Raw genomic sequence first — 19,461 nt, 5'->3', positions numbered from 1 at the left:
GCACCCGGCCACCGACGGGTGGCCCGCTACGCGGGGCTACCGGCGACCCCGGGGGGACCGCCGGTTGATTCAGGGAACGCAGCGTGGGGTCGGTCTGGTGGGACGTACGGCCTGCCTGCCGTAGCCAGTCGGCGGGCCGCTCCGGTCGAGCTCGACGGCCCTCGCCGGTGGCCGGGTCGGCGCTGCCGGTTCGCGGGCTCGGGACGTCGGTGTTCACCGCGGGGCTGGCCCGCCCCGGGCCGCCCTCGGGGGCGGACCGGCGGCCACGCGGTGCCGCGCTGTCCTCCTCCGGCGTCTCCCGTCGGCCGTGCCGGGCCACACCACCGGGCGACGGGGCAGCACGGTGGCCGGGCGTACCGCCCTCCGCTGCCGCACGGTGTCCACCTACGACGGGAGGAGTCCCGCCGGTCGACTCACCGGCCCTGCCAGGGGCAGCCGGCAGGGCACCCGGGGCGCCCATCGGCTCACCGGCGCCACGTCGTCCGCCCCGGCCGGCCGATGGAGCGGGGCCCGGCTGGGGCGCAGCGGTGGCCGGAGGACGGACCGGCGTTGGCGGGCGGCCACGGCCGACCGGCTCGGAGGTGGGCGGACCGGGTGGACCACCGCGTCCGTGGGCCCGGGGGGCCGGGGGCCCGGGAGGAGCCGGGGGCCCGGGAGGAGCCGAGGGCCCGGGAGGAGCCGAGGGCCCGGGAGGAGCCGAGGGCCCGGGAGGAGCCGAGGGCCCGGAAGAGGCCGGGAGGCCAGAAGGAGCCGGGGGGCCGGGAGGGGCGGCGGGCTCCGCCGAGCCGGGGCGCGGGCCAGCAGCGGGGCGCGGATGCGGCGCTTCGGGCGCGTCTCGCCGAACGGGCGGTGCGGCTCCAGCGCCGCTCGGACGCGGGTCGACGCCGGGCCGCTGCGGCGGCGAGGACGGGCCGGGCTCGCCCTCCGGACCCAGTTCCGCCCGCTGTGCCTTGGCCGTACGCAGGTCGTCGATCCAGCCGAACTCCTCGCCGCTGACCGGCTCCCCGGCCGCGGCCTCGGACTTCCCCCGCCCCCAGCGGCGCCCTTTGCGCCGCTCGTCAGCGCCCTCCTCGGGCCGGTCCGCCCCTCGCGACTTCACTGCTGCCCCTCCTCAGTGGCGTCTCTGCCACCCTCGTACGCCGCGTCGTCACCCGATCTCTCGGGTGGGCGGCTGTTGCCCAACCCGGCACCGCAGGACGCCGTCGGCCGGCGGTCAGCCGTTGGCGACGACTGGCGAATGATCCGCCGCAGCAGCGGCAGTCGGTCGGCGACGGCTCGCTCGGCACCATGCTGGCTGGGCCGGTAGTAGTCGGTGCCGACGAGGTCGTCCGGCACGTACTGCTGGTTGACCACACCCCGCTGGTCGTCGTGGGGATAGCGGTAGCCGGTGCCGTGGCCGAGCCCTTTGGCGCCGGGGTAGTGCGCGTCCCGTAGCCCACGCGGCACCGAGCCACCCCGCCCAGCCCGGACATCAGCGAGGGCCGCCCCGATGGCGGTGGTCGCCGAGTTCGATTTCGGGGCCGTGGTCAGGTGGATCACCGCCTGGGCGAGGTTGAGCTGGGCCTCCGGCAGGCCGACGTACTCCACCGCGTGGGCGGCGGCGGTGGCCACGCCGAGCGCACCCGGGTCGGCCATACCGACGTCCTCGCTGGCGAAGATGACCATCCGACGGGCGATGAACCGCGGGTCCTCGCCGGCGACCAGCATCCGGGCCAACCAGTGCAGCGCGGCGTCCACGTCGGAGCCGCGCATGCTCTTGATGAACGCGCTGGTCACGTCGTAGTGGCTGTCACCGTCACGGTCGTAGCGGACGGCGGCGCTGTCCACCGCCTGCTCGGCGGTGGGTAGGTCGATGCGGCGGGCACCGACCGCGGTGGCAGAGGCGGCCGCGGCCTCCAGGGCGGTGAGCGCCTTGCGGACGTCACCGGCGGCGAGCCGGACCAGATGCTCCTCGGCCTCGGGGGCGAGGACAGGCGTGCCGCCCAGGCCGCGACCGTCGACGACCGCGCGACGGAGCAGACTCCGCACCGCGTCGTCGTCCAGTGGCTGCAGGGTGAGGAGCACGCACCGAGACAACAGCGGCGAGATGACCGAGAAGTATGGGTTCTCGGTCGTCGCCGCCAGCAACGTGACGGTCCGGTCCTCGACCGCGGCGAGGAGCGAATCCTGTTGGGTCTTGCTGAACCGATGCACCTCATCAATAAAGAGCACGGTCTGCGGGCCGCCGGCGCGGCGCTGCCGGCGGGCGGCGTCGATGACGGCACGGACGTCCTTCACCCCGGCGTTCAGCGCCGACATCGCCACGAAGCGACGGTCGGTCGCCCCAGCCACCAGGTGCGCGATGGTGGTCTTCCCACTGCCGGGCGGCCCCCAGAGGATCACCGACATCGGTGCGGCCCCGGAGACGAGTTGGTGTAACGGAGCACCGGGGGCACGCAGGTGGTCCTGGCCAATCAGCTCGTCGAGGCCGGTCGGGCGCATTCGGACGGCCAGCGGCGCGTCGTCCCCGACTGGCGTGAACCCAGCCATGCCGGCGGCACCCGCGGGCGCGACAGCCGCGGCGGCGGGCTCCCCGAGGGAGAAGAGGGCGTCGGGATCCATCACGGGAACAGTACCGGGCGCGGCCGGGGTCGCCAGAATCAGCGCCGCCGGGAAGAGCTGACCTGCTCCTCCGGTTCGGCCCGTGCCACCGGCCGCGCGACGCGGCCGGTGGCACGGGCGTCAGCGCCGTGCCGCGCCCGCGCCGGTTGTCGGATCACCGTCGCGAGCCGGGGGCACGCCGGGCTGCCCACTGACCGGCGCCGAGGTGTCGGGCTGGGTCGCCGGTTCCGGGGGCTCGGGGGAGGCGGCGGCCGTTGGCGCACCGACCGGGGCGGGAGAACCGTCCCGGCTCGCCCGCCAGGCGGGCAGGTACAGCGGCGCGGCAATCACGAGCACGACCGCGCCGACCAGCATCGCGACGCTGACGCCGGCACGGTCGGCGACCAGGCCGAGCACGATCCCCCCGGCGGCACCGGCGGGCATGGACACCATCGAGTTCAGGGACACCACACTGGTCCGGTACGGCCCGTCGACCTGTCGGTGCACCAGCCCCATGTGCAACGGGTTCGAGGCGCCATGCACGACGTAGCACACGACGAAGGCGACCAGCACGCCGACCGGACCGGCGAGCAGCGCCATCCCGACCACGGTGACGCCCTGCGCGATCCGCAGCAGCGCCGCGGCGGGCGCGGCGCCCAGTCGCCGGGTGAGCAGCGGGGTCGCCGCCGCGCCGCCGGCATTCGCGAGCCAGGCCACCATGGTCGCCGGCCCGAGCAGCGCCCCGGCCCGATCGGCGTCGCCGAGCACCTCGGCGAGTCGGACCGGCAGGAGAGCTTCGAAAGTGACCATGCCGAAGCCCCAGAAGAGCTCGACCGAGAGCAGGGCGAGCAGCACCCGGGAGCGGCGCAGCAGCCCCATCGCCTGGCCGATCATCCGGGGGGCCTCCGCGATCGACTCGCGTAGCGCCGACGACCCGGCGGTGGGACGACGCTCGCGCAGCAGGGCGAGGAGGGCCACCAGCCCGACGACCTGCAACACCACGATGGCCACGATCGGCATGGTCAACGCGCTGAACGGGCCGACCGGGCCGAACGCGACCAGCCCGCCGCTGAGCAGGGCACCGGCCGCCATGGCGACGCCGACCGCCGTCCCGCCCTGGCTCAGGCCCCGCTCGTACTCGGCCTCAGGGTCGGCGGCGAGGGTGCTGTCCACGAACCAGGACTCGAGCGGGCCGCTGTCCAGCGCCCGATAGACCCCCTGCAACGCCCACACCGCCACCAGTAGGGCGAACGAGTCGGCCACGACGAAGAGCGCCACGGAGGCGAGGTTGACCACCGCGGCGAGCACCAGCACCGGCCGGCGTCCCACGGCGTCGGCGAGCCCGGCGGTCGGCAACTCGAGCGCGAGGACGAGGACACCCTGGGCCGCGAACGCCATGCCGATCTCGGCAAGGGTGAGGCCCCGCTCCTGCATCAGCAGGACGAAGACCGGAACCAGCAGGCCGACCGGCAGCCAGCGCAGGCCGAGCAGGATGAGATAGCGGTGGCGGACCTGATGGACCGAGAGGGTAGCCATCACGCCTCCTTCGGCAACGGGTAGGCGCCGAGGTAGACCTGAACCTGCTCGGCACCAGGCTCAGCCGGGTCGGCCGCTTCGCGGTACCGCTCCAGGACCTGCCAGAGCTCGTCGTTGAGCGCCTTCAGCCGGTCTGCCGGGAGGGTCAGGAAGGCGTCGCCCATCCCGAAGGCGTCCCGCCACTCCGACGACCACTGGCTCTGCGCCGCGAACCACCGCTGCGCCTGCTCGGCCAACAGGCGCACCTGGTGACCCTGGATCCACTCCATGGCGGCGCGGGCATCCGGGTCGTCGTCGAAGTCGGTGGGGTCGAAGTCGGTGAGCTCGTGCGCGGCCCGCCACCAGCGCTGCCGGCCGGTGCCCCGGTCGGGGTCCTCGGCGACCAGCCCCACGTCGGCGAGCTGACGCAGGTGATAGCTGGTGGCACCGGTGTTGGTGTCGAGCAGTTCGGCCAGCGTGGTGGCGGTCGACGGGCCCTGCACCCGCAGCGCCCCGAGGAGCCGGATCCGCAGTGGGTGAGCCAGCACCCGCACCTGGCGGTGGTCGATGTGCACCGCACGCGGAGTGGGCCCGGCCCGTTCCCGGTCATCAGTCATGCTTGCACACTATCTTTGCATGACTTCTGTGCACAACTGTTGTGCACAGAAATTTTGCAAGTTCTTCGGGTTCGACTGCCCCGCACCGCTCAGCCCAACACCGGGCGCCGAACACGACAGTGGCGGCCCGGCAAAGCCGGGCCGCCACTGGTATGACCAACGAGGCGATCAGGTGGGGTCGGCCACCGGAGCAGCCGGGCCGGCGGTGCCGGCCTGCGCCCGCGCCTCGGGCTTGGGCCGGGCGTCCACGCCCGCCTCCAGGCGCTGCGCGGCGGTGATCGGGGTCGGCGCGGCAGTCAGCGGGTCGAACCCGCCGCGGGTCTTCGGGAAGGCGATGACCTCACGAATCGAGTCGGCGCCGGCGAGCAGCATGCAGACCCGGTCCCAGCCGAAGGCGATACCGCCGTGCGGCGGCGGGCCGTACTTGAACGCCTCCAGCAGGAAGCCGAACTTGTCCCGCGCCTGCTCGGGCGTGATGCCGAGCAGGTCGAAGACCCGCTGCTGCACGTCGCCGCGGTGGATACGGATCGAGCCGCCGCCGATCTCGTTGCCGTTGCAGACGATGTCGTACGCGTACGCGAGCGCCCGGTCCGGTGCCTCCTCGAAGCGGTCCATCCACTCGGCGTTCGGTGCGGTGAACGGATGATGCACCGCGGTCCAGCCGCCCGCTCCAGCCTCCTCGCGGTCGGTGACCCGCTCGAACATCGGCGCGTCAACCACCCAGCAGAACGCCCAGGCGCTCTCGTCAACCAGGTTGGCCCGGCGGGCGATCTCCACCCGGGCCGCGCCGAGCAATTCCTGGGCCGCCCGGCTCTCCGCACCGGCAGCGAAGAAGATCGCGTCGCCGGGCTTCGCGCCAACCACGTCGGCCAGGCCCGCCAGGTGCTCCGTGGAGAGGTTCTTGGCGACCGGACCCCGCGCCTCGCCCGTCTCGGCGTCGAGCACCACGTACGCCAGGCCCTTCGCACCCCGCGCCTTGGCCCAGTCCTGCCAGCCGTCCAACTCCTTACGGGACTGCGCCGCACCGCCGGGCATCACGACCGCACCAACGTAGCCACCCGCCTCGATCGCGCCGGCGAAGACCCGGAACCGGGTGCCGCGCAGGTAGTCGGTCAGCTCGGTCAACTCCACGCCGTAGCGCAGGTCTGGCTTGTCCGAGCCGTACCGGGCCATGGCCTCGTGCCAGGTGATCCGCGGGATCGGCCGGGTGATCTGGTGGCCGGCCAGTTCCCGCCACAGCCGGGACACGATCGCCTCGCCGAGGTCAATCACGTCGTCTTCGGTGACGAAGGACATCTCGATGTCCAGCTGGGTGAACTCCGGCTGCCGGTCGGCGCGGAAGTCCTCGTCCCGGTAGCAGCGGGCGATCTGGTAGTACCGCTCCATCCCGCCCACCATCAGCAGCTGCTTGAACAACTGCGGCGACTGGGGCAGCGCGTACCAGGTGCCGGGCTGCAACCGGACCGGCACCAGGAAGTCGCGTGCCCCCTCCGGCGTGGAGCGGGTCAACGTCGGGGTCTCGATCTCCAGGAAGTCCCGCTCGTGCAGCACCGTACGCGCGATCTGGTTGGCCGCAGACCGCAGGCGCAGGGCGCTGGCCGGGCCACTACGGCGCAGGTCCAGGTACCGGTAGCGCAGTCGGACGTCGTCTCCGGCCTCGATCTGGTCGTCCACCGGCAGCGGCAGGGGCGCCGCCTCGGACAGCACCTCCAACTCCTCCGCCGTCACCTCGACCTCGCCGGTGGCGAGTTCCGGGTTCTCGTTCCCCTCGGGCCGACGGGTCACCTCGCCGGTGACCCGGACGCAGTACTCGTTGCGCAGCACGTGGGCGTCCTCCTCGCGGAGGACGACCTGGGCCACCCCGGAGCCGTCACGCAGGTCGACAAAGATGACACCGCCGTGGTCGCGCCGGCGGGCCACCCAGCCGGCGAGCGTCACCGTGCTGCCGGCGTCCGTCGCGCGCAGGCTTCCGGCGTCATGGGTACGGATCACGACGTGCGTCTCCCTTGTCTGCGGAATGGATCTGCCCGGCATCCTCTCCGGGCCGCCCCGGGGCCGCATCCTCATTTCCAGCCTTTTCCGGGGCACGATGTCTCTGCACCGGCATTCTGCCCCGGAGCAGAGTGTCTCTGCACCGGCATTCTGTCAGGGCTACCGCACCGCCGTTTGTCGGGTACGCGGAAGGAGGGCACCGCCGCGCGCGAGGCCCACCGGCATGGTGCCGCCCGTCGCCGTCGGCTGGACGGCGGTGCCGCGCCCCGGCCGTCAGCTCCGGGCGGCCTTCCGGGCGCGGCGGGCGTCACGCTTCTCCTCGAATCGGGACGCGGCGAGCTCCAGGCCGTCGAGGTGGGCCGCGATCTGCTCCCGGGCCGCCTCGCCGTCCGCGTTCAGACCCGACACCTCGAAGATGTCCCACTGCCGCAGCACCGGCATTACCACCTCGTCCCGGTGCTGGCGCAGGTCGTAGATGCCGGCCAGGGCGATCGCGACGGACTTCCGGGCGAACCCCTCGATGCCGTTGCCCGGCATCTGGAACTCGGCCAGCACGTCGGCCACCGCCCGCATCGTCTGGCTGGGGGCCAGCTCGAAGGAGGCGCCGAGCAGGTTTCGGTAGAACAGCATGTGCAGGTTCTCGTCGGTGGCGATTCGCGCCAGCAACGCCTCGCACAACGGATCGCCGGTGGCGCGGCCGGTGTTCCGGTGCGCGATCCGGGTGGCCAACTCCTGGAACGACACGTACGCGAGCGAGTGCAGCATCTCCTCGTCGTGCGCGTTGCGGTAGCCGGCCGACATGTGGGTCATCCGGGTCCGTTCCAGGGCCACCGGGTCGACCGCCCGGGTCACCGTCAGGTAGTCACGGATCGCGATGCCGTGCCGCGCCTCCTCGGCCGTCCACCGGTGCACCCAGGTCCCCCACGCCCCGTCCCGGCCGAAGAGGGTGGCGATCTGGTGGTGGTACGAGGGCAGGTTGTCCTCGGTGAGCAGGTTGACGATCAACGCGGTACGAGCGATCTCGGGCAGCGACGAGTCGGCCTGCGTCCACGCCTGGCCACCGAGCGGGCCGTCGAACGTCCGCCCCTCGCTCCACGGCACGTACTCGTGCGGAAACCACTCCTTCGCGATCGACAGGTGCCGGTCGAGGTTCTTCTCCACGACGACTTCCAGCTCGTGCAGAAGGGCGGTCTGGCTGAGGACGGTCATGCGGGTCTCCCTACGGTGGCGTAACTTACGCCACCGTAGGTCTGATCGCCGATCCGCGCCAGTAACATCCCAGGCGCGCCCCGGAACAGCGGTTTCCTGCCGACCAACACCGGCACCAGCCGAAGGCGGGTCGGTGGTCGCCTCAGCTCAGCTCACCACCGGCCGCAGGTCCGCCGTCGGCGGCTGCCACACCTCGGCCCGCGCCGACACCTGCGCACCGGTACGGATGTCCTTGACCTCGCCCTCGCCCTCGTCCGTGCCCGGGAACCACACGTATGGGATGCCCCGGCGCTCGGCGTAGCGAATCTGCTTGCCGAACTTCGCCGCGCTCGGCGCGACCTCGGTGCAGATGCCCCGGGCCCGCAGCGCCTCGGCGACCCGGTTACTCACCGCCCGCTGCGCCTCGCTGGTCACCGCCACCACCACGCAGGTGGGGACCGGGCGGGAGATGGTCAACGCCCCGGCACCGAAGAGCAGGCCGAGCAGCCGGGTCACGCCGATCGAGATGCCCACCCCGGGGAACGCGACGGCACCGGCGCTGGCCAGGCTGTCGTACCGGCCGCCGGAGCAGATCGAGCCGAACCGCTCGTACCCGACCAGCTGCGTCTCGTAGACGGTCCCGGTGTAGTAGTCCAGGCCGCGGGCGATCCGCAGGTCGGCGACGCAGAGGCCGGGAGCGTGCTCGGCGGCGGTCTGCATCACCTGGACCAACTCCGCGAGGCCCTCGTCGAGCAGCGGGTGACTGACCCCGAGCGCATTCACCGCGTCGGCGAACGACGCATCCGGCGCCGAGATCTCCGCCAGCGCCAGCACGGCCTTCGCCTGCGCCTCGGTCGCCCCGGCCGTGGCGGCCAGGAGGTCCGCCACCCGGGCCGGGCCGATCTTGTCAATCTTGTCGACCGCGCGCAGCGCCGCCTCCGGGTCGGTGAGCCCCACTCCCCGGTAGAAGCCCTCGCAGATCTTGCGGTTGTTGACCTGGATCCGCACCGGCGGAATCGGCAGCGACCGCAGCGCGTCCCCGATCACCAACGGCATCTCGGCCTCGTGGTGCGGCGCCAGCGTGTCCCGGTCGACGATGTCGATGTCCGCCTGCAGGAACTCCCGGTAGCGACCCTCCTGCGGTCGCTCGCCCCGCCACACCTTCTGGATCTGGTAGCGGCGGAACGGGAACTGAAGCTTGCCCGCGTTCTCCAGCACGTACCGGGCGAACGGCACGGTCAGGTCGAAGTGCAGGCCGAGCGCGTCGTCGCCGGTTGGTCCATCGGGGTCGGCCTGCAGCCGCCGGAGCAGGTAGACCTCCTTGGAGGTCTCCCCCTTCCGCAACAGCTGGTCGAGCGGCTCGACCGCGCGGGTCTCCAGCGGGGCGAACCCGTACCGCTCGAAGGTGCCCCGGATCCGGTCCAGAACGTACTGTTCGATCATCCGCTGGGCGGGCGTCCACTCCGGAAAGCCGGAGATCGGCGTGGGCTTACTCATGGTGCTCCGTTCGCGAACCCGCGCGGTCCGCGCGGGGAAGTATGGTGCGGCGGCTACAGGCCGCGGGCGGGGGCCGCCGGTCGCGCCTGCTCGCCCGCCACCTCAAGGAGATACGGGTTGGCGGCGCGTTCCCGGCCGATGGTCGTGGCGGGACCGTGGCCGGGCAGCACGACCGTGTCATCCGCCAGCGGAAGGATCTTACTCCGCAGGCTGGCAAGCATCGTCGAATGGCTGCCGCCCGGCAGGTCGGTGCGGCCGATCGAGCCGGCGAAGAGCACGTCACCGGAGAGGCAGATCTCGTCTGCCTCCCAGCGGGAGCCCGCGCCGGGCATCCGGAAGAGCACCGACCCGCCGGTATGGCCCGGCGCGTGGTCAACGGTGAGTTCCAAGCCAGCCAGCTCGAGCGTGGCGCCGTCGGTCAGTTCGGCGACGTCCTCCGGCTCGGTGTACGGCAGACGACCGCCGAAGAGCCCGGCCAGGTCGACCGAGAGGCCTTTCGCCGGATCCGCGAGGAGTTCCCGGTCGGCCGGGTGGACGTACGCGGTGACGCCGCGCGCACCGCAGACCGGCGCGACGGAGAAGGTGTGGTCGAGGTGGCCGTGGGTCAGCAGGACAGCGGCCGGATGCAGGCGATGCTCGGCCAGCAGGGCGTCAAGTCGGTCGAGTACCCCGATACCGGGATCGACCACCACACACTGCTCCCCCGGCGCCGTCGCGACCACATAGCAGTTGGTGCCGAAGGCATCCGCGGGAAATCCGGCCACGAGCACGGCTACTCCCTCCCTCGAGGTGTCAGGTCGTCTGCTGAGCCTAGTCGCCAACGCACCCGATCTCGCACGGTGCGGCCCGGTCGTGGGTGCGGCAACGTCCGCGAGTCACCACCGCCCCACCTCGTACACGACAATCCCAGCCGCTGGCCGTACACTCTGGCGGGCGTGTGGCATGGCACACCTGACCAACGGTCGGGCCGCCCGTCACGGAACCAGGGTAGAGGAAGGGGAGCGCGGGTGGCCTCCAGCAGGGATCGGCAGCGCAAACTGGCGCGGGCAAAACTCGACCGGCAGATGGCCCGACGGGCCGCTCGGGCCCGCCGCCGACGGCAGGTCCAGGCCGGGGTGGGTGTCGCAGTCGTCCTCGCCCTGGTCGTGGCCGGCTCCGCCTGGGCGCTGGGCGCCTTCGATCAGGACCCGGTCGAGAGCACCGCGGCCGAGGAGATCTGCCTCTGGACCCCGGAGGACGCCAGCGCCAACACCAACCTGAAGGACGTCGGCACACCGGCCACCACCGGGCTGCCGACCGAGGGAGTCCGGACGATGACGGTCGTCACGAACCAGGGCGCCCCGGTCACCGCCGAGCTGGACACCGCCGCCACACCGTGCGCCGTCGCGAGCATCTCCCACCTGGCGGCGAACTCCTTCTACGACAACACGAAGTGCCACGAAATCACCACCGAGGGCGCGGTGCGCTGCGGCGACCCGAGCGGCACCGGGCTGGGCGGACCCGCCTACTCCTTCTATGACGAGAACGTTCCCACCCCCGCGGAGGCGTCAGCGAGCCCGGCGCCCGACCAGCCCGCGACCTACCCGAAGGGCACGGTCGCGATGGTCGGTAACGTGCCCGGCGCCAACGGAAGTCAGTTCCTGATCTTCTTCAGGGACTTCACGACCGCCGACCCGGCGTACACGGTCATTGGCCGCGTCACCGCTGGCCTGGATACGGTCGAGAAGATCGGCGCGCTACCAACCGTGGAGAATCAGGGCGGAGCGAAGGTCAAGCCGAAGGACGACGACGTGGTCATCCAGAGCCTTACGGTCACCGAGCCGGCGGCGACACCGGCCGCCACCACGTCGGCCGCCCCGGCAGCCGACTCGAGCGCCGGCTGACCGATCCCACCCGAACACATAACGCAGGAGGATCCAGGCGTGATGTCCAGCGGAGAGCGGCAACGCGCGGCGGCTCGCGCTCGGCTCGAGAAGGAGATGGCCGAGCGGACCGCCCAGGCTCGTCGGCGTCGACAGACCCAGGCGATCGTCGGGGCGAGCGCGGCGCTCCTCCTGGTGGTCGCCGGCACCGTCTGGCTGGTGTCGAGCCTCGGCGACGACTCGTCGACCGACTCGACCACCACCGCCGGCGCCGCCGAGTGCGCCTTCACCGAGATCCCCGCCGACCAGCGGATCCCACAGATCAAGGACGTCGGCCTGCCGAGCGACCAACAGCCGAACACCGGGACCCAGACCCTCACAATCGACACGAACCTCGGGCAGATCACGGCCAAGGTCGACCGGTCCCAGACGCCGTGCACCAGCGCCAGCTTCACCCACCTCGCCGAGCAGAACTTCTTCGACAACACGAAGTGCCACCGCCTCGTCACCGAGGGAATCAAGGTGCTCCAGTGCGGTGACCCGAGCGCGACCGGCGATGGTTGGCGGGAAACCGACGGCACCGGCGGGCCGAGCTACCGGCTGGCCGAGGAGAACCTGCCCACGGACAAGCGGCCCCCGTACCCGGAGGGCGTTATCGCGATGGCCAACTCCGGCGCACCGGGGAGCACCGGCAGCCAGTTCTTCATCGTCTACGGCGACTCGCCGCTCGACCCGAACTACACCGTCCTCGGCACGATCACCGGTGGGCTGGACATCGTCAAGGAGGTGGCGGCGGCCGGCGACGACGAGGCCTATGCGCAGCAGGCCGGCGGTGGACACCCGAAGAAGGAAATCACCATCACCGACCTCACGATGAGCGCACCCCAGGGCTGACCGCCCCAGGTAGGAGACCACGACACGCCCCCGGCTCATGCCGGGGGCGCTCGTCTTTGTCGGCTGCGATGCCATCGGGCGGCAGGGACAGCTCGGTGCGACGCGCAGCCCTACGGCACCGGGGCAGGCGAGCCGCCGACGACGGCACCGGGGCCGATGGTCAGGATCCGGAGGTGACCCGGTAGGCGTCGAAGACACCGTCGACCTTACGCACTGCGGCCAACAGGTGCCCCAAGTGCTTGGGATCGGCCATCTCGAAGCTGAACCGGCTCACCGCCACCCGGTCCCGCGTGGTCGTCACGGTCGCCGAGAGGATGTTGACCCGCTCGTCGGAGAGCACCAGGGTCACGTCGGTGAGCAGCTTGTGCCGGTCGAGCGCCTCGACCTGGATGGCGACGAGGAAGGTCGACGCGCTGGTGAGCTTCCAGCCCACCTCCACGACCCGCTCCCCCTGTGCCTTGAGGTCCTCGGCGTTGGCGCAGTCGTCCCGGTGCACGCTCACCCCGCCGGAGCGGGTGACAAACCCGAAAACCGTATCCGGCGGAACCGGGGTGCAGCAACGGGCCAGCTTGATCCACACATCGCTGACGCCCCGGACGACGACCCCCGGGTCGTTGCTGCTGGCCCGGCTCCGCGGCGGACGAGTGGCCACGGCGGTCTCGGCGATGTCCTCGACCGCGCCCTCCTCGCCGCCGTAGGAGGCCATCAGCTTCTGCACCACCGACTGAGCGGAGACGTGGCTGTCACCGACCGCCGCGTAGAGCGAGGCGACATCGGCCAGGTGCAGATCCCGGGCGATCGCCATCAGGTTGTCGGAGCTGAGCATCCGCTGCAGCGGCATGCCCTGCTTGCGCATCGCCTTGACGATCGCGTCCTTGCCGGCCTCGATCGCCTCCTCGCGCCGCTCCTTGTTGAAGTACTGCCGAATCTTCGTACGCGCCCGCGGGCTCTTGACGAACCCCAGCCAGTCCTGGGTCGGGCCGGCCGTCTCCGACTTCGAGGTGAAGATCTCGATCACATCGCCGTTGGACAGCGTCGACTCCAACGGCACCAGCTTGCCGTTGACCCGCGCCCCGATGCACTTGTGTCCCACCTCGGTGTGCACCGCGTACGCGAAGTCCACCGGCGTCGACCCTGTCGGCAACGGAAAGACGTCACCCTTCGGGGTGAAGACGTACACCTCCTGGCTGGACAGGTCGAAGCGCAGCGCGTCCAGGAACTCGCTCGGGTCGGCCGCCTCCCGCTGCCAGTCCAGCAGCTGCCGCAGCCAGGTCATCTCATCGATGTGCGCCGGCGGGCCGACGATCTGGGTGCCCTTGTGCTCCTTGTACTTCCAGTGCGCGGCGATACCGAACTCGGCGGTACGGTGCATCGCGTACGTGCGGATCTGCATCTCCACCGGCTTGCCGGTGGGCCCGATCACCGTCGTGTGCAACGACTGGTACATGTTGAACTTCGGCATCGCGATGTAGTCCTTGAACCGGCCCGGCACCGGCTGCCAGTTCGCGTGAATCACACCCAACGCCGCATAGCAGTCCCGCACCGTGTCGACCAGGATCCGCACACCCACCAGGTCGTAGATGTCGTTGAAATCCCGCCCCCGCACGATCATCTTCTGGTAGATCGAGTACAGGTGCTTCGGCCGACCGGTCACCTCCGCCCTGATCTTGGCTGACTTCAGGTCGGTGCCGACCTTCCTGGTCACCTGCCGCAGCAGCGCCTCCCGCTGCGGCTGGTGCTCCCCGATCAGTCGGTTGATCTCCTCGAACCGCTTCGGGAACAGGGTTCCGAAGGCCAGATCCTCCAGCTCCCACTTGATCGTGTTCATTCCCAGGCGATGTGCCAGTGGGGCCAGGATCTCCAGCGTCTCCTTGGCCTTCTGCTCCTGCTTCGGCCGCGGCAGGAAGATCAGGGTACGCATGTTGTGCAGCCGGTCGGCCAGCTTGATCACCAGGACCCGCGGGTCCTTCGCCATGGCGACGACCATCTTGCGAATCGTCTCCGCCTTCGCCGCGTCGCCCAGCTTGACCTTGTCGAGCTTGGTCACCCCGTCAACCAGCAGCGCCACCTCACCGCCGAAGTCGGCCCGCATCTGGTCAAGCGTGTACTCGGTGTCCTCGATCGTGTCGTGCAGCAGCGCCGCGACCAGCGTGGTGGTATCCATTCCCAGATTGGCCAGGATGGTGGCCACCGCGAGCGGGTGGGTGATGTAGGGGTCGCCGGACTTACGGTACTGGCCGGAGTGCCAGCGGGCCGCCGTGTCGAAGGCGCGTTGCAACAGCCGCGCGTCGGCCTTCGGGTGATTCTCCCGATGACTCGAGATCAGCGGCTCCAGCACCTCGCTGACCTGCGAGGACTGCCAGGGCGCATTGAACCGGGCCAGCCGAGCCCGCACCCGTCGCCCCGTCGGCGCGCTGGAGAGCGCGAACCCACCGCTGAGAGCGGTCTCGGGCGAGAGATCACCCCGCTTCGGGACGACCGCCCCCTCGCTCCCCGCGTCCGGGCTGGTGCGGCTGGCGTCCGTTACCCCGGCGTCACCACCAGGACCTACCTCGGAACGGGAGCCACCACCGCGGTCGGTCACCGAGCCGTCGCCTGTCGGGTGCACCGTGCCCTCCACCGGAGGGGCGACATCGTGAGACACCGGCCTCCTCACCGCTCGCCGGACGCGCCGGCCAGGCGGCCGGCGTCGGATTCAACCGGCCGCACCGGCCGGCGTTGTCGACGCCGGCATCCACGCGCCCGGTCAGCAAGTGGCAATGCTACCCGCACTCGGGGTGCGCCGCCGTCTCGCCGACCCGGGCCGCGATGGCGTCATCCACCCGACCAGACGATCAAACGGTCAACAGGGCATGGACCGGGCGCGGCGTCAACCGCTCGCGACCGCCCAGGAAGCCCAACTCCAGCAGGACGGTGAAGCCTGCCACCGTACCGCCGGCCCGCTCGACCAGATCGAGGGTCGCCTCGGCGGTGCCGCCCGTGGCGAGTACGTCGTCTACCACCAGCACCCGGTGCCCGGCCGTGAACGCGTCCTGGTGCACCTCCAGGGTGGCCTCACCGTATTCCAGCGCGTACGACGCCGAGTAGGCCACCCGGGGCAGCTTGCCCGCCTTGCGCACCGGCACCACGCCGACGCCGGCAGCGTACGCGATCGCTGCCGCGACCACGAACCCACGGGCCTCGATCCCGACCACGGTGTCGAACGAGTCCCGCCCGTGGTAGCGCACGATGTCGTCAATGACCTCGCGAAAGGCGTCACCGTCGGAAAAGAGCGGCATCAGGTCCTTGAACATGACGCCAGGCTTCGGGAAGTCCGGTACGTCCAGCACCCGGCTGGCCACGAGTTCGGCGGTCTCCCGGCCGCTGTCCCCCCGTACCCCGGTGGTGTGGGTCTCTGTCATGCAGCTCCGCTCCCTTGTTCCGGCGACGGCGTCCTTCACGCCGCTCGCGCAGCCTGAAGGACGCCGTCGTTCCGCTCTACCGGCGCGTCAGCGCCGCTTGCCGCCCGGACGGTTGCCACCGCCGGCGGATCGCCCACCGCGCGCGCCGGTCGGCCGCTTACCGGCCGGCCGTGCCCCCACCTTCGGTGCCGCACCGGCGAGGGCCGTCGCCTCCGGGTCGATCTCCTCGTCGGCGCTCTCCGTCGGCTGCGGCGCGTTCTTCGCCGAGCCCTCGCCGCGCTCCAGCGCCGCGCGGCGGGTCAGCACCCGCTTGTTGTGCGCCTGGATCCGCGGCTCCCGGTTCTTCAGCAGCACCAGCAGCGGGGTGGCCAGGGTGATCGAGGAGAAGAACGCCACCGCCATCCCGACGAACAGCACCAGGCCGAGGTCCTTCAGGGTGCCGGCGCCGAAGAAGCCGGCTCCGATGAACAGCAGGCCGCCGACCGGGAGTAGGGCCACGATCGAGGTGTTCAGCGACCGCATCAGGCTCTGGTTGATCGCCAGGTTGGCCGCCTCGCCGTACGTCTGGTTGTTGTTCGCGGTGATGCCGCGGGTGTTCTCCTGGACCTTGTCGAAGACCACCACCACGTCGTAGAGCGCGAAGCCCAGAATGGTGAGGAAGCCGATCACGGTCGACGGGGTCACCTCGAAGCCGACCAGTGAGTAGATGCCGGCACTGAGAACCAGGTTCATCAGCAGGGAGCTGACCGCGCCGACCGCCATCCGCCACTCGAAGCGCAGCACCAGGTAGACCATCACCAGCACGAGGAAGATCACCAGACCGAGCACCGCCCGCTCGGTGACCTGGCTGCCCCAGGCCTGGCTGACCTGCTCGCCGCCGACGTCGCTGACCGGGAGGCCGAACTCCTGGGCTACCGCCGCCTTGACCGCGTTGGCCTGCTCCGCGCTGAGCTGCGAGGTACGCATCTCGTAGAAGTCGTCACCGGTACCGCCGACCTTCTGCGCGGTGACCACCTCCGCTCCGCCGCCCTCCGCGGCCAGCGCGGCGTCAACCGCCTCCTCGGCCTGCTCCAGGGTGCCGACGCTGGCGGGCACCTGGATCGAGTTGCCGCCGGCGAACTCGATACCGAGGTCGAACCGGAGGAACGCGAAGCTCAGCACCGAGATCAGGGCCAGCGCCCCAGCGACGCTGAACCACACCCTGCGACGGCCGACAATGTCGAGACCGGCCTCACCACGGTAGAGGCGACTCGCGAGACCAGCACCGGCCATCTCAGGCCTCCTTCGCGCGCGGGTTGCGGGGCTGGGCCGGCTTCTCCCGGGCCGGCAACGCCCGGCCGAGGCCGCTGACCCGCGGGGACAGGAACGCCCGGGTGCGGGCGAACATCGTCATGATCGGGTGTCGGAAGAGGAAGACCACCACCAGGTCGAGGACCGTGGCGAGGCCCAACGCGAAGGCGAAGCCCTTGACCACACCGACCGAGACGATGTAGAGCACCACCGCGGACATCAGGGTGATCGCGTTGGCGGAGATGATCGTCCGACGGGCACGGATCCACGCCCGGGACACCGCACTGCGCGGGCTGCGCCCCTCCCGGATCTCGTCCTTGAGCCGCTCGAAGTAGATGACGAAGGAGTCCGCCGCCACACCGAGCGAGACGATCATGCCGGCGATCCCGGCGAGGGTAAGGGTGAACCCGATCTGCCGGCCGAGAACCACCAATGCGCCGAAGACGAGCAGCGCGGAGAGCACCAGGCTCAGGAAGATCACAGAGCCGAGCAGCCGATAGTAGAAGAACGAGTAGATGATCACCAGCAGCATGCCGATACCGGCAGCGAGCAGGCCAGCCCGCAGGTGGCTGGCGCCGAGGGTAGCGGTGACGTTCTGCTGCGCCTGCGGCTCGAAGGTCACCGGCAGCGCGCCGTAGCGCAGCGTGCTCGCCAGGTCGCTGGCGTCCTGCTGGGTGAAGTTGCCGGTGATCTGCGAGTTACTCGTCAACACACCCAGGATCTCCGGCGAGGAGACGACCTGGTTGTCCAGCACGACGGCGACCCGGCAGTTGCCGCTGTCCCCGAGCGCGCTCGGGTCGCAGGCATTGCCCTCGTTCCGGAACGCCTCGCCCGTGAGCGCGGTCCACTTCTCCTGGCCAGAACCGGTGAAGTCCAGGCTGACCACCCACTGGCTGGTCTGGTCGAGCACGGCGTTGGCGTCGTTGATGTCGGTACCCACCACCTTGGCCTGGTCGAGCAGGTACTTGATGCTGCCGAACTCACAGGCGACGGCCTGTTGGTCGACGGCGGAGATCGACGCCGGCGGGCGGGCATCGAGCTGGGCACAGGTGATCTGCGGGACGGTGAACTGCATCTGGGCCGGCAGCACCGCGACCTCGCGGTCGTCCAGCGATGCGAACGGCGTGAGCTTCTCGACCAGCGACGGGTCGGCGGCCAGGTCGGTCGGCGACTGGAGCCCGTTCGCGGCCTCCCAGGCAGTCGCACCGACCTTCTGCTCGACCGCCCTGCGCTGCTCCTCGACGCTGGCCGGCACCGGGGTGGCGCTGTCGCTCGCCGCCGGTGTCGCACTGGGCGAGGAGGATGCGCTCGGCGTGGGCGTGGCCGAGGGGGTGGCGCTCGCGCTCGGCGCCGGGGCGCCACCGCCCTGGCCAGTCGGCGAGGCCGTGACCTGGACGCTGCTCGACGGGGTGGGCGAAGCGCTGCCGGTTGCGGACGGCGTGGCGGAGCCGGACGGCGTGGCGGAGCCCGACGGCGTGGCGGAGCCCGACGGCGTGGCAGAGCCCGACGGCGCAGCGGATTCGGACGGCGTGGCGGAGGGGGCGCTGGTCGGGCTCGGCGGCGGGTTCGCCGCCGCACCACTACCGTCGGTTACCTGAAGCACCTTCCGGAAGCGCAACTCCGCGGCGCTGCCGACCTCGGTCAGGTCGCGGTTCTCGCCGGGAAGGGAGATCACGATGTTCCGGTCGCCCTCGGTAACGACCTCGGCCTCAGCGACCCCGAAGGCGTTGACCCGGCTCTCGATGATCTGCCGGGCCTCCTCAAGGCTCTCCGCGGTCGGCGCCTGGCCGTCGACGGTGTTGGTCGCCTCCAGCGTCAGCCGCGTGCCGCCGACCAGGTCGAGACCGAGCTTGGGCTCGAGCCGGTCCTGCCAGCTACCGCTCGCGCCGCCGCCGAAGAAGACCAGAAGATAGAGGACCACGAAGATGAACCCGAGCACGGCGAGCTGCCGCCCGGGGCGCATCTGTTTTTGAGGTGGTGCCACGGCTGTCCTGTCTCCCTGTAGGGTCACGCCGCCACGCCAGCGGCGGCTGTAGGCCGGACAAACCGGCCGAAGCTATGTGGGGGTCGCCGCAACGGCGCACGGGCACCGCCGCGGAACGCCACCAAACCCTGCACCTACCGAGGGTGGCGATCGACCCGATTGTCAAGTTTTCGTCCAACTCATATGCTGCACGGCCGCCGGAATGACGGACGGTATTACTCCTTGACCGCGTCCGCGTCGTCGACCGCCGCCTCAGCGGGCTGCTCCGCCTTGGTGACGACCCGTGCAATCGCGGGACGGGCGTAGCGGGTCTCCACGCCGGGGGCGACCTCCAGCAGCACCGTCTCGTCGTCCACACCGGTGACGGTGCCATACAGCCCGCCGATGGTGACGACCTCGTCACCGTGCCCCAGCGAGGACTGCATGTTCGCCGCTTCCCGACGCCGCTTCTGCTGCGGACGGATCATCATGAAGTACATGACTCCGAAGAGCAGGACGATCATGAGGATGGGAGTGAAGTTGCTGGCGGAGTTTTCTTGTGCCAAAAGCACGGTGGTAAAACCTTCCCATTGGCCCCCATACCGGCACGAGGGTACCGGGGCGAAGGCGACTTCTTACGTCTGTACAGACCGCGGCGAGTC

Annotated in this window: 14 protein-coding genes; 2 read left to right on the top strand and 12 right to left on the bottom strand. The window is 70.9% G+C overall.

Annotation, left to right across the window (positions count from 1 at the left end):
- Positions 1–1,095 precede the first annotated feature (1,095 nt).
- The 7 genes from STROP_RS09195 to STROP_RS09165 all read right to left on the bottom strand — a co-directional run bounded on the left by STROP_RS09195 (position 1,096) and on the right by STROP_RS09165 (position 10,159).
- A complete protein-coding gene (locus STROP_RS09195) occupies positions 1,096–2,601 on the bottom strand; it encodes a replication-associated recombination protein A (RefSeq protein WP_018830336.1) in 1,506 nt (501 codons plus the stop codon).
- Positions 2,602–2,721: 120 nt separating this feature from the next.
- Positions 2,722–4,116, bottom strand: a complete 1,395-nt coding sequence (locus STROP_RS09190; RefSeq protein WP_011905716.1) for an MFS transporter — start codon at positions 4,114–4,116, stop codon at positions 2,722–2,724.
- Entirely contained in the window at positions 4,116–4,712 is a 597-nt protein-coding gene (locus STROP_RS09185; RefSeq protein ID WP_011905715.1) for an ArsR/SmtB family transcription factor, read from the bottom strand. The genes STROP_RS09190 and STROP_RS09185 overlap by 1 nt, the downstream gene beginning before the upstream one ends.
- Positions 4,713–4,880: 168 nt before the next feature.
- Complete coding sequence (gene aspS, locus STROP_RS09180) at positions 4,881–6,704, bottom strand: aspartate--tRNA ligase (protein ID WP_011905714.1); 1,824 nt, start codon at positions 6,702–6,704, stop codon at positions 4,881–4,883.
- A gap of 273 nt (positions 6,705–6,977) precedes the next feature.
- Positions 6,978–7,913 carry an acyl-ACP desaturase gene (locus STROP_RS09175; RefSeq protein WP_011905713.1) on the bottom strand — a complete coding sequence of 312 codons (936 nt, stop codon included), beginning with the start codon at positions 7,911–7,913 and terminating at the stop codon, positions 6,978–6,980.
- A 147-nt stretch (positions 7,914–8,060) separates the two neighbouring features.
- Complete coding sequence (gene hisS / locus STROP_RS09170) at positions 8,061–9,389, bottom strand: histidine--tRNA ligase (RefSeq protein ID WP_011905712.1); 1,329 nt, start codon at positions 9,387–9,389, stop codon at positions 8,061–8,063.
- A gap of 53 nt (positions 9,390–9,442) precedes the next feature.
- Complete coding sequence (locus STROP_RS09165) at positions 9,443–10,159, bottom strand: MBL fold metallo-hydrolase (protein WP_011905711.1); 717 nt, start codon at positions 10,157–10,159, stop codon at positions 9,443–9,445.
- A gap of 237 nt (positions 10,160–10,396) precedes the next feature.
- On the opposite strand from STROP_RS09165, the gene STROP_RS09160 reads away from it, so the two are divergent.
- Together STROP_RS09160 and STROP_RS09155 are read left to right on the top strand one after the other, a co-directional pair.
- Positions 10,397–11,272 (top strand): peptidylprolyl isomerase, encoded by an 876-nt coding sequence (locus STROP_RS09160; protein ID WP_018830337.1) that lies wholly within the window; start codon positions 10,397–10,399, stop codon positions 11,270–11,272.
- A 42-nt stretch (positions 11,273–11,314) separates the two neighbouring features.
- Entirely contained in the window at positions 11,315–12,145 is an 831-nt protein-coding gene (locus tag STROP_RS09155; protein ID WP_011905710.1) for a peptidylprolyl isomerase, read from the top strand.
- A 160-nt stretch (positions 12,146–12,305) separates the two neighbouring features.
- On the opposite strand, the gene STROP_RS09150 is transcribed toward STROP_RS09155, so the two are convergent.
- From STROP_RS09150 to yajC, 5 genes are all read right to left on the bottom strand, one after another.
- The gene (locus STROP_RS09150; protein ID WP_018832627.1) at positions 12,306–14,765 is read right to left on the bottom strand and encodes a RelA/SpoT family protein; all 2,460 of its coding nucleotides are present in this window, start codon (positions 14,763–14,765) and stop codon (positions 12,306–12,308) included.
- Positions 14,766–14,979: 214 nt separating this feature from the next.
- Entirely contained in the window at positions 14,980–15,546 is a 567-nt protein-coding gene (locus STROP_RS09145; protein ID WP_011905708.1) for an adenine phosphoribosyltransferase, read from the bottom strand.
- 87 nt (positions 15,547–15,633) lie between these two features.
- Positions 15,634–16,818 carry a protein translocase subunit SecF gene (secF, locus tag STROP_RS09140; protein WP_011905707.1) on the bottom strand — a complete coding sequence of 395 codons (1,185 nt, stop codon included), beginning with the start codon at positions 16,816–16,818 and terminating at the stop codon, positions 15,634–15,636.
- 1 nt (position 16,819) lies between these two features.
- A complete protein-coding gene (gene secD / locus STROP_RS09135; RefSeq protein WP_043535294.1) occupies positions 16,820–18,799 on the bottom strand; it encodes a protein translocase subunit SecD in 1,980 nt (659 codons plus the stop codon).
- A 236-nt stretch (positions 18,800–19,035) separates the two neighbouring features.
- The gene (yajC, locus tag STROP_RS09130; RefSeq protein WP_011905705.1) at positions 19,036–19,371 is read right to left on the bottom strand and encodes a preprotein translocase subunit YajC; all 336 of its coding nucleotides are present in this window, start codon (positions 19,369–19,371) and stop codon (positions 19,036–19,038) included.
- Positions 19,372–19,461: the final 90 nt, after the last annotated feature.

The sequence above is a fragment of the Salinispora tropica CNB-440 genome (assembly GCF_000016425.1).
In the GTDB taxonomy this organism is placed as follows: Bacteria; Actinomycetota; Actinomycetes; order Mycobacteriales; family Micromonosporaceae; genus Micromonospora; species Micromonospora tropica.
This window is presented reverse-complemented; position numbering and strand designations above follow the sequence as displayed.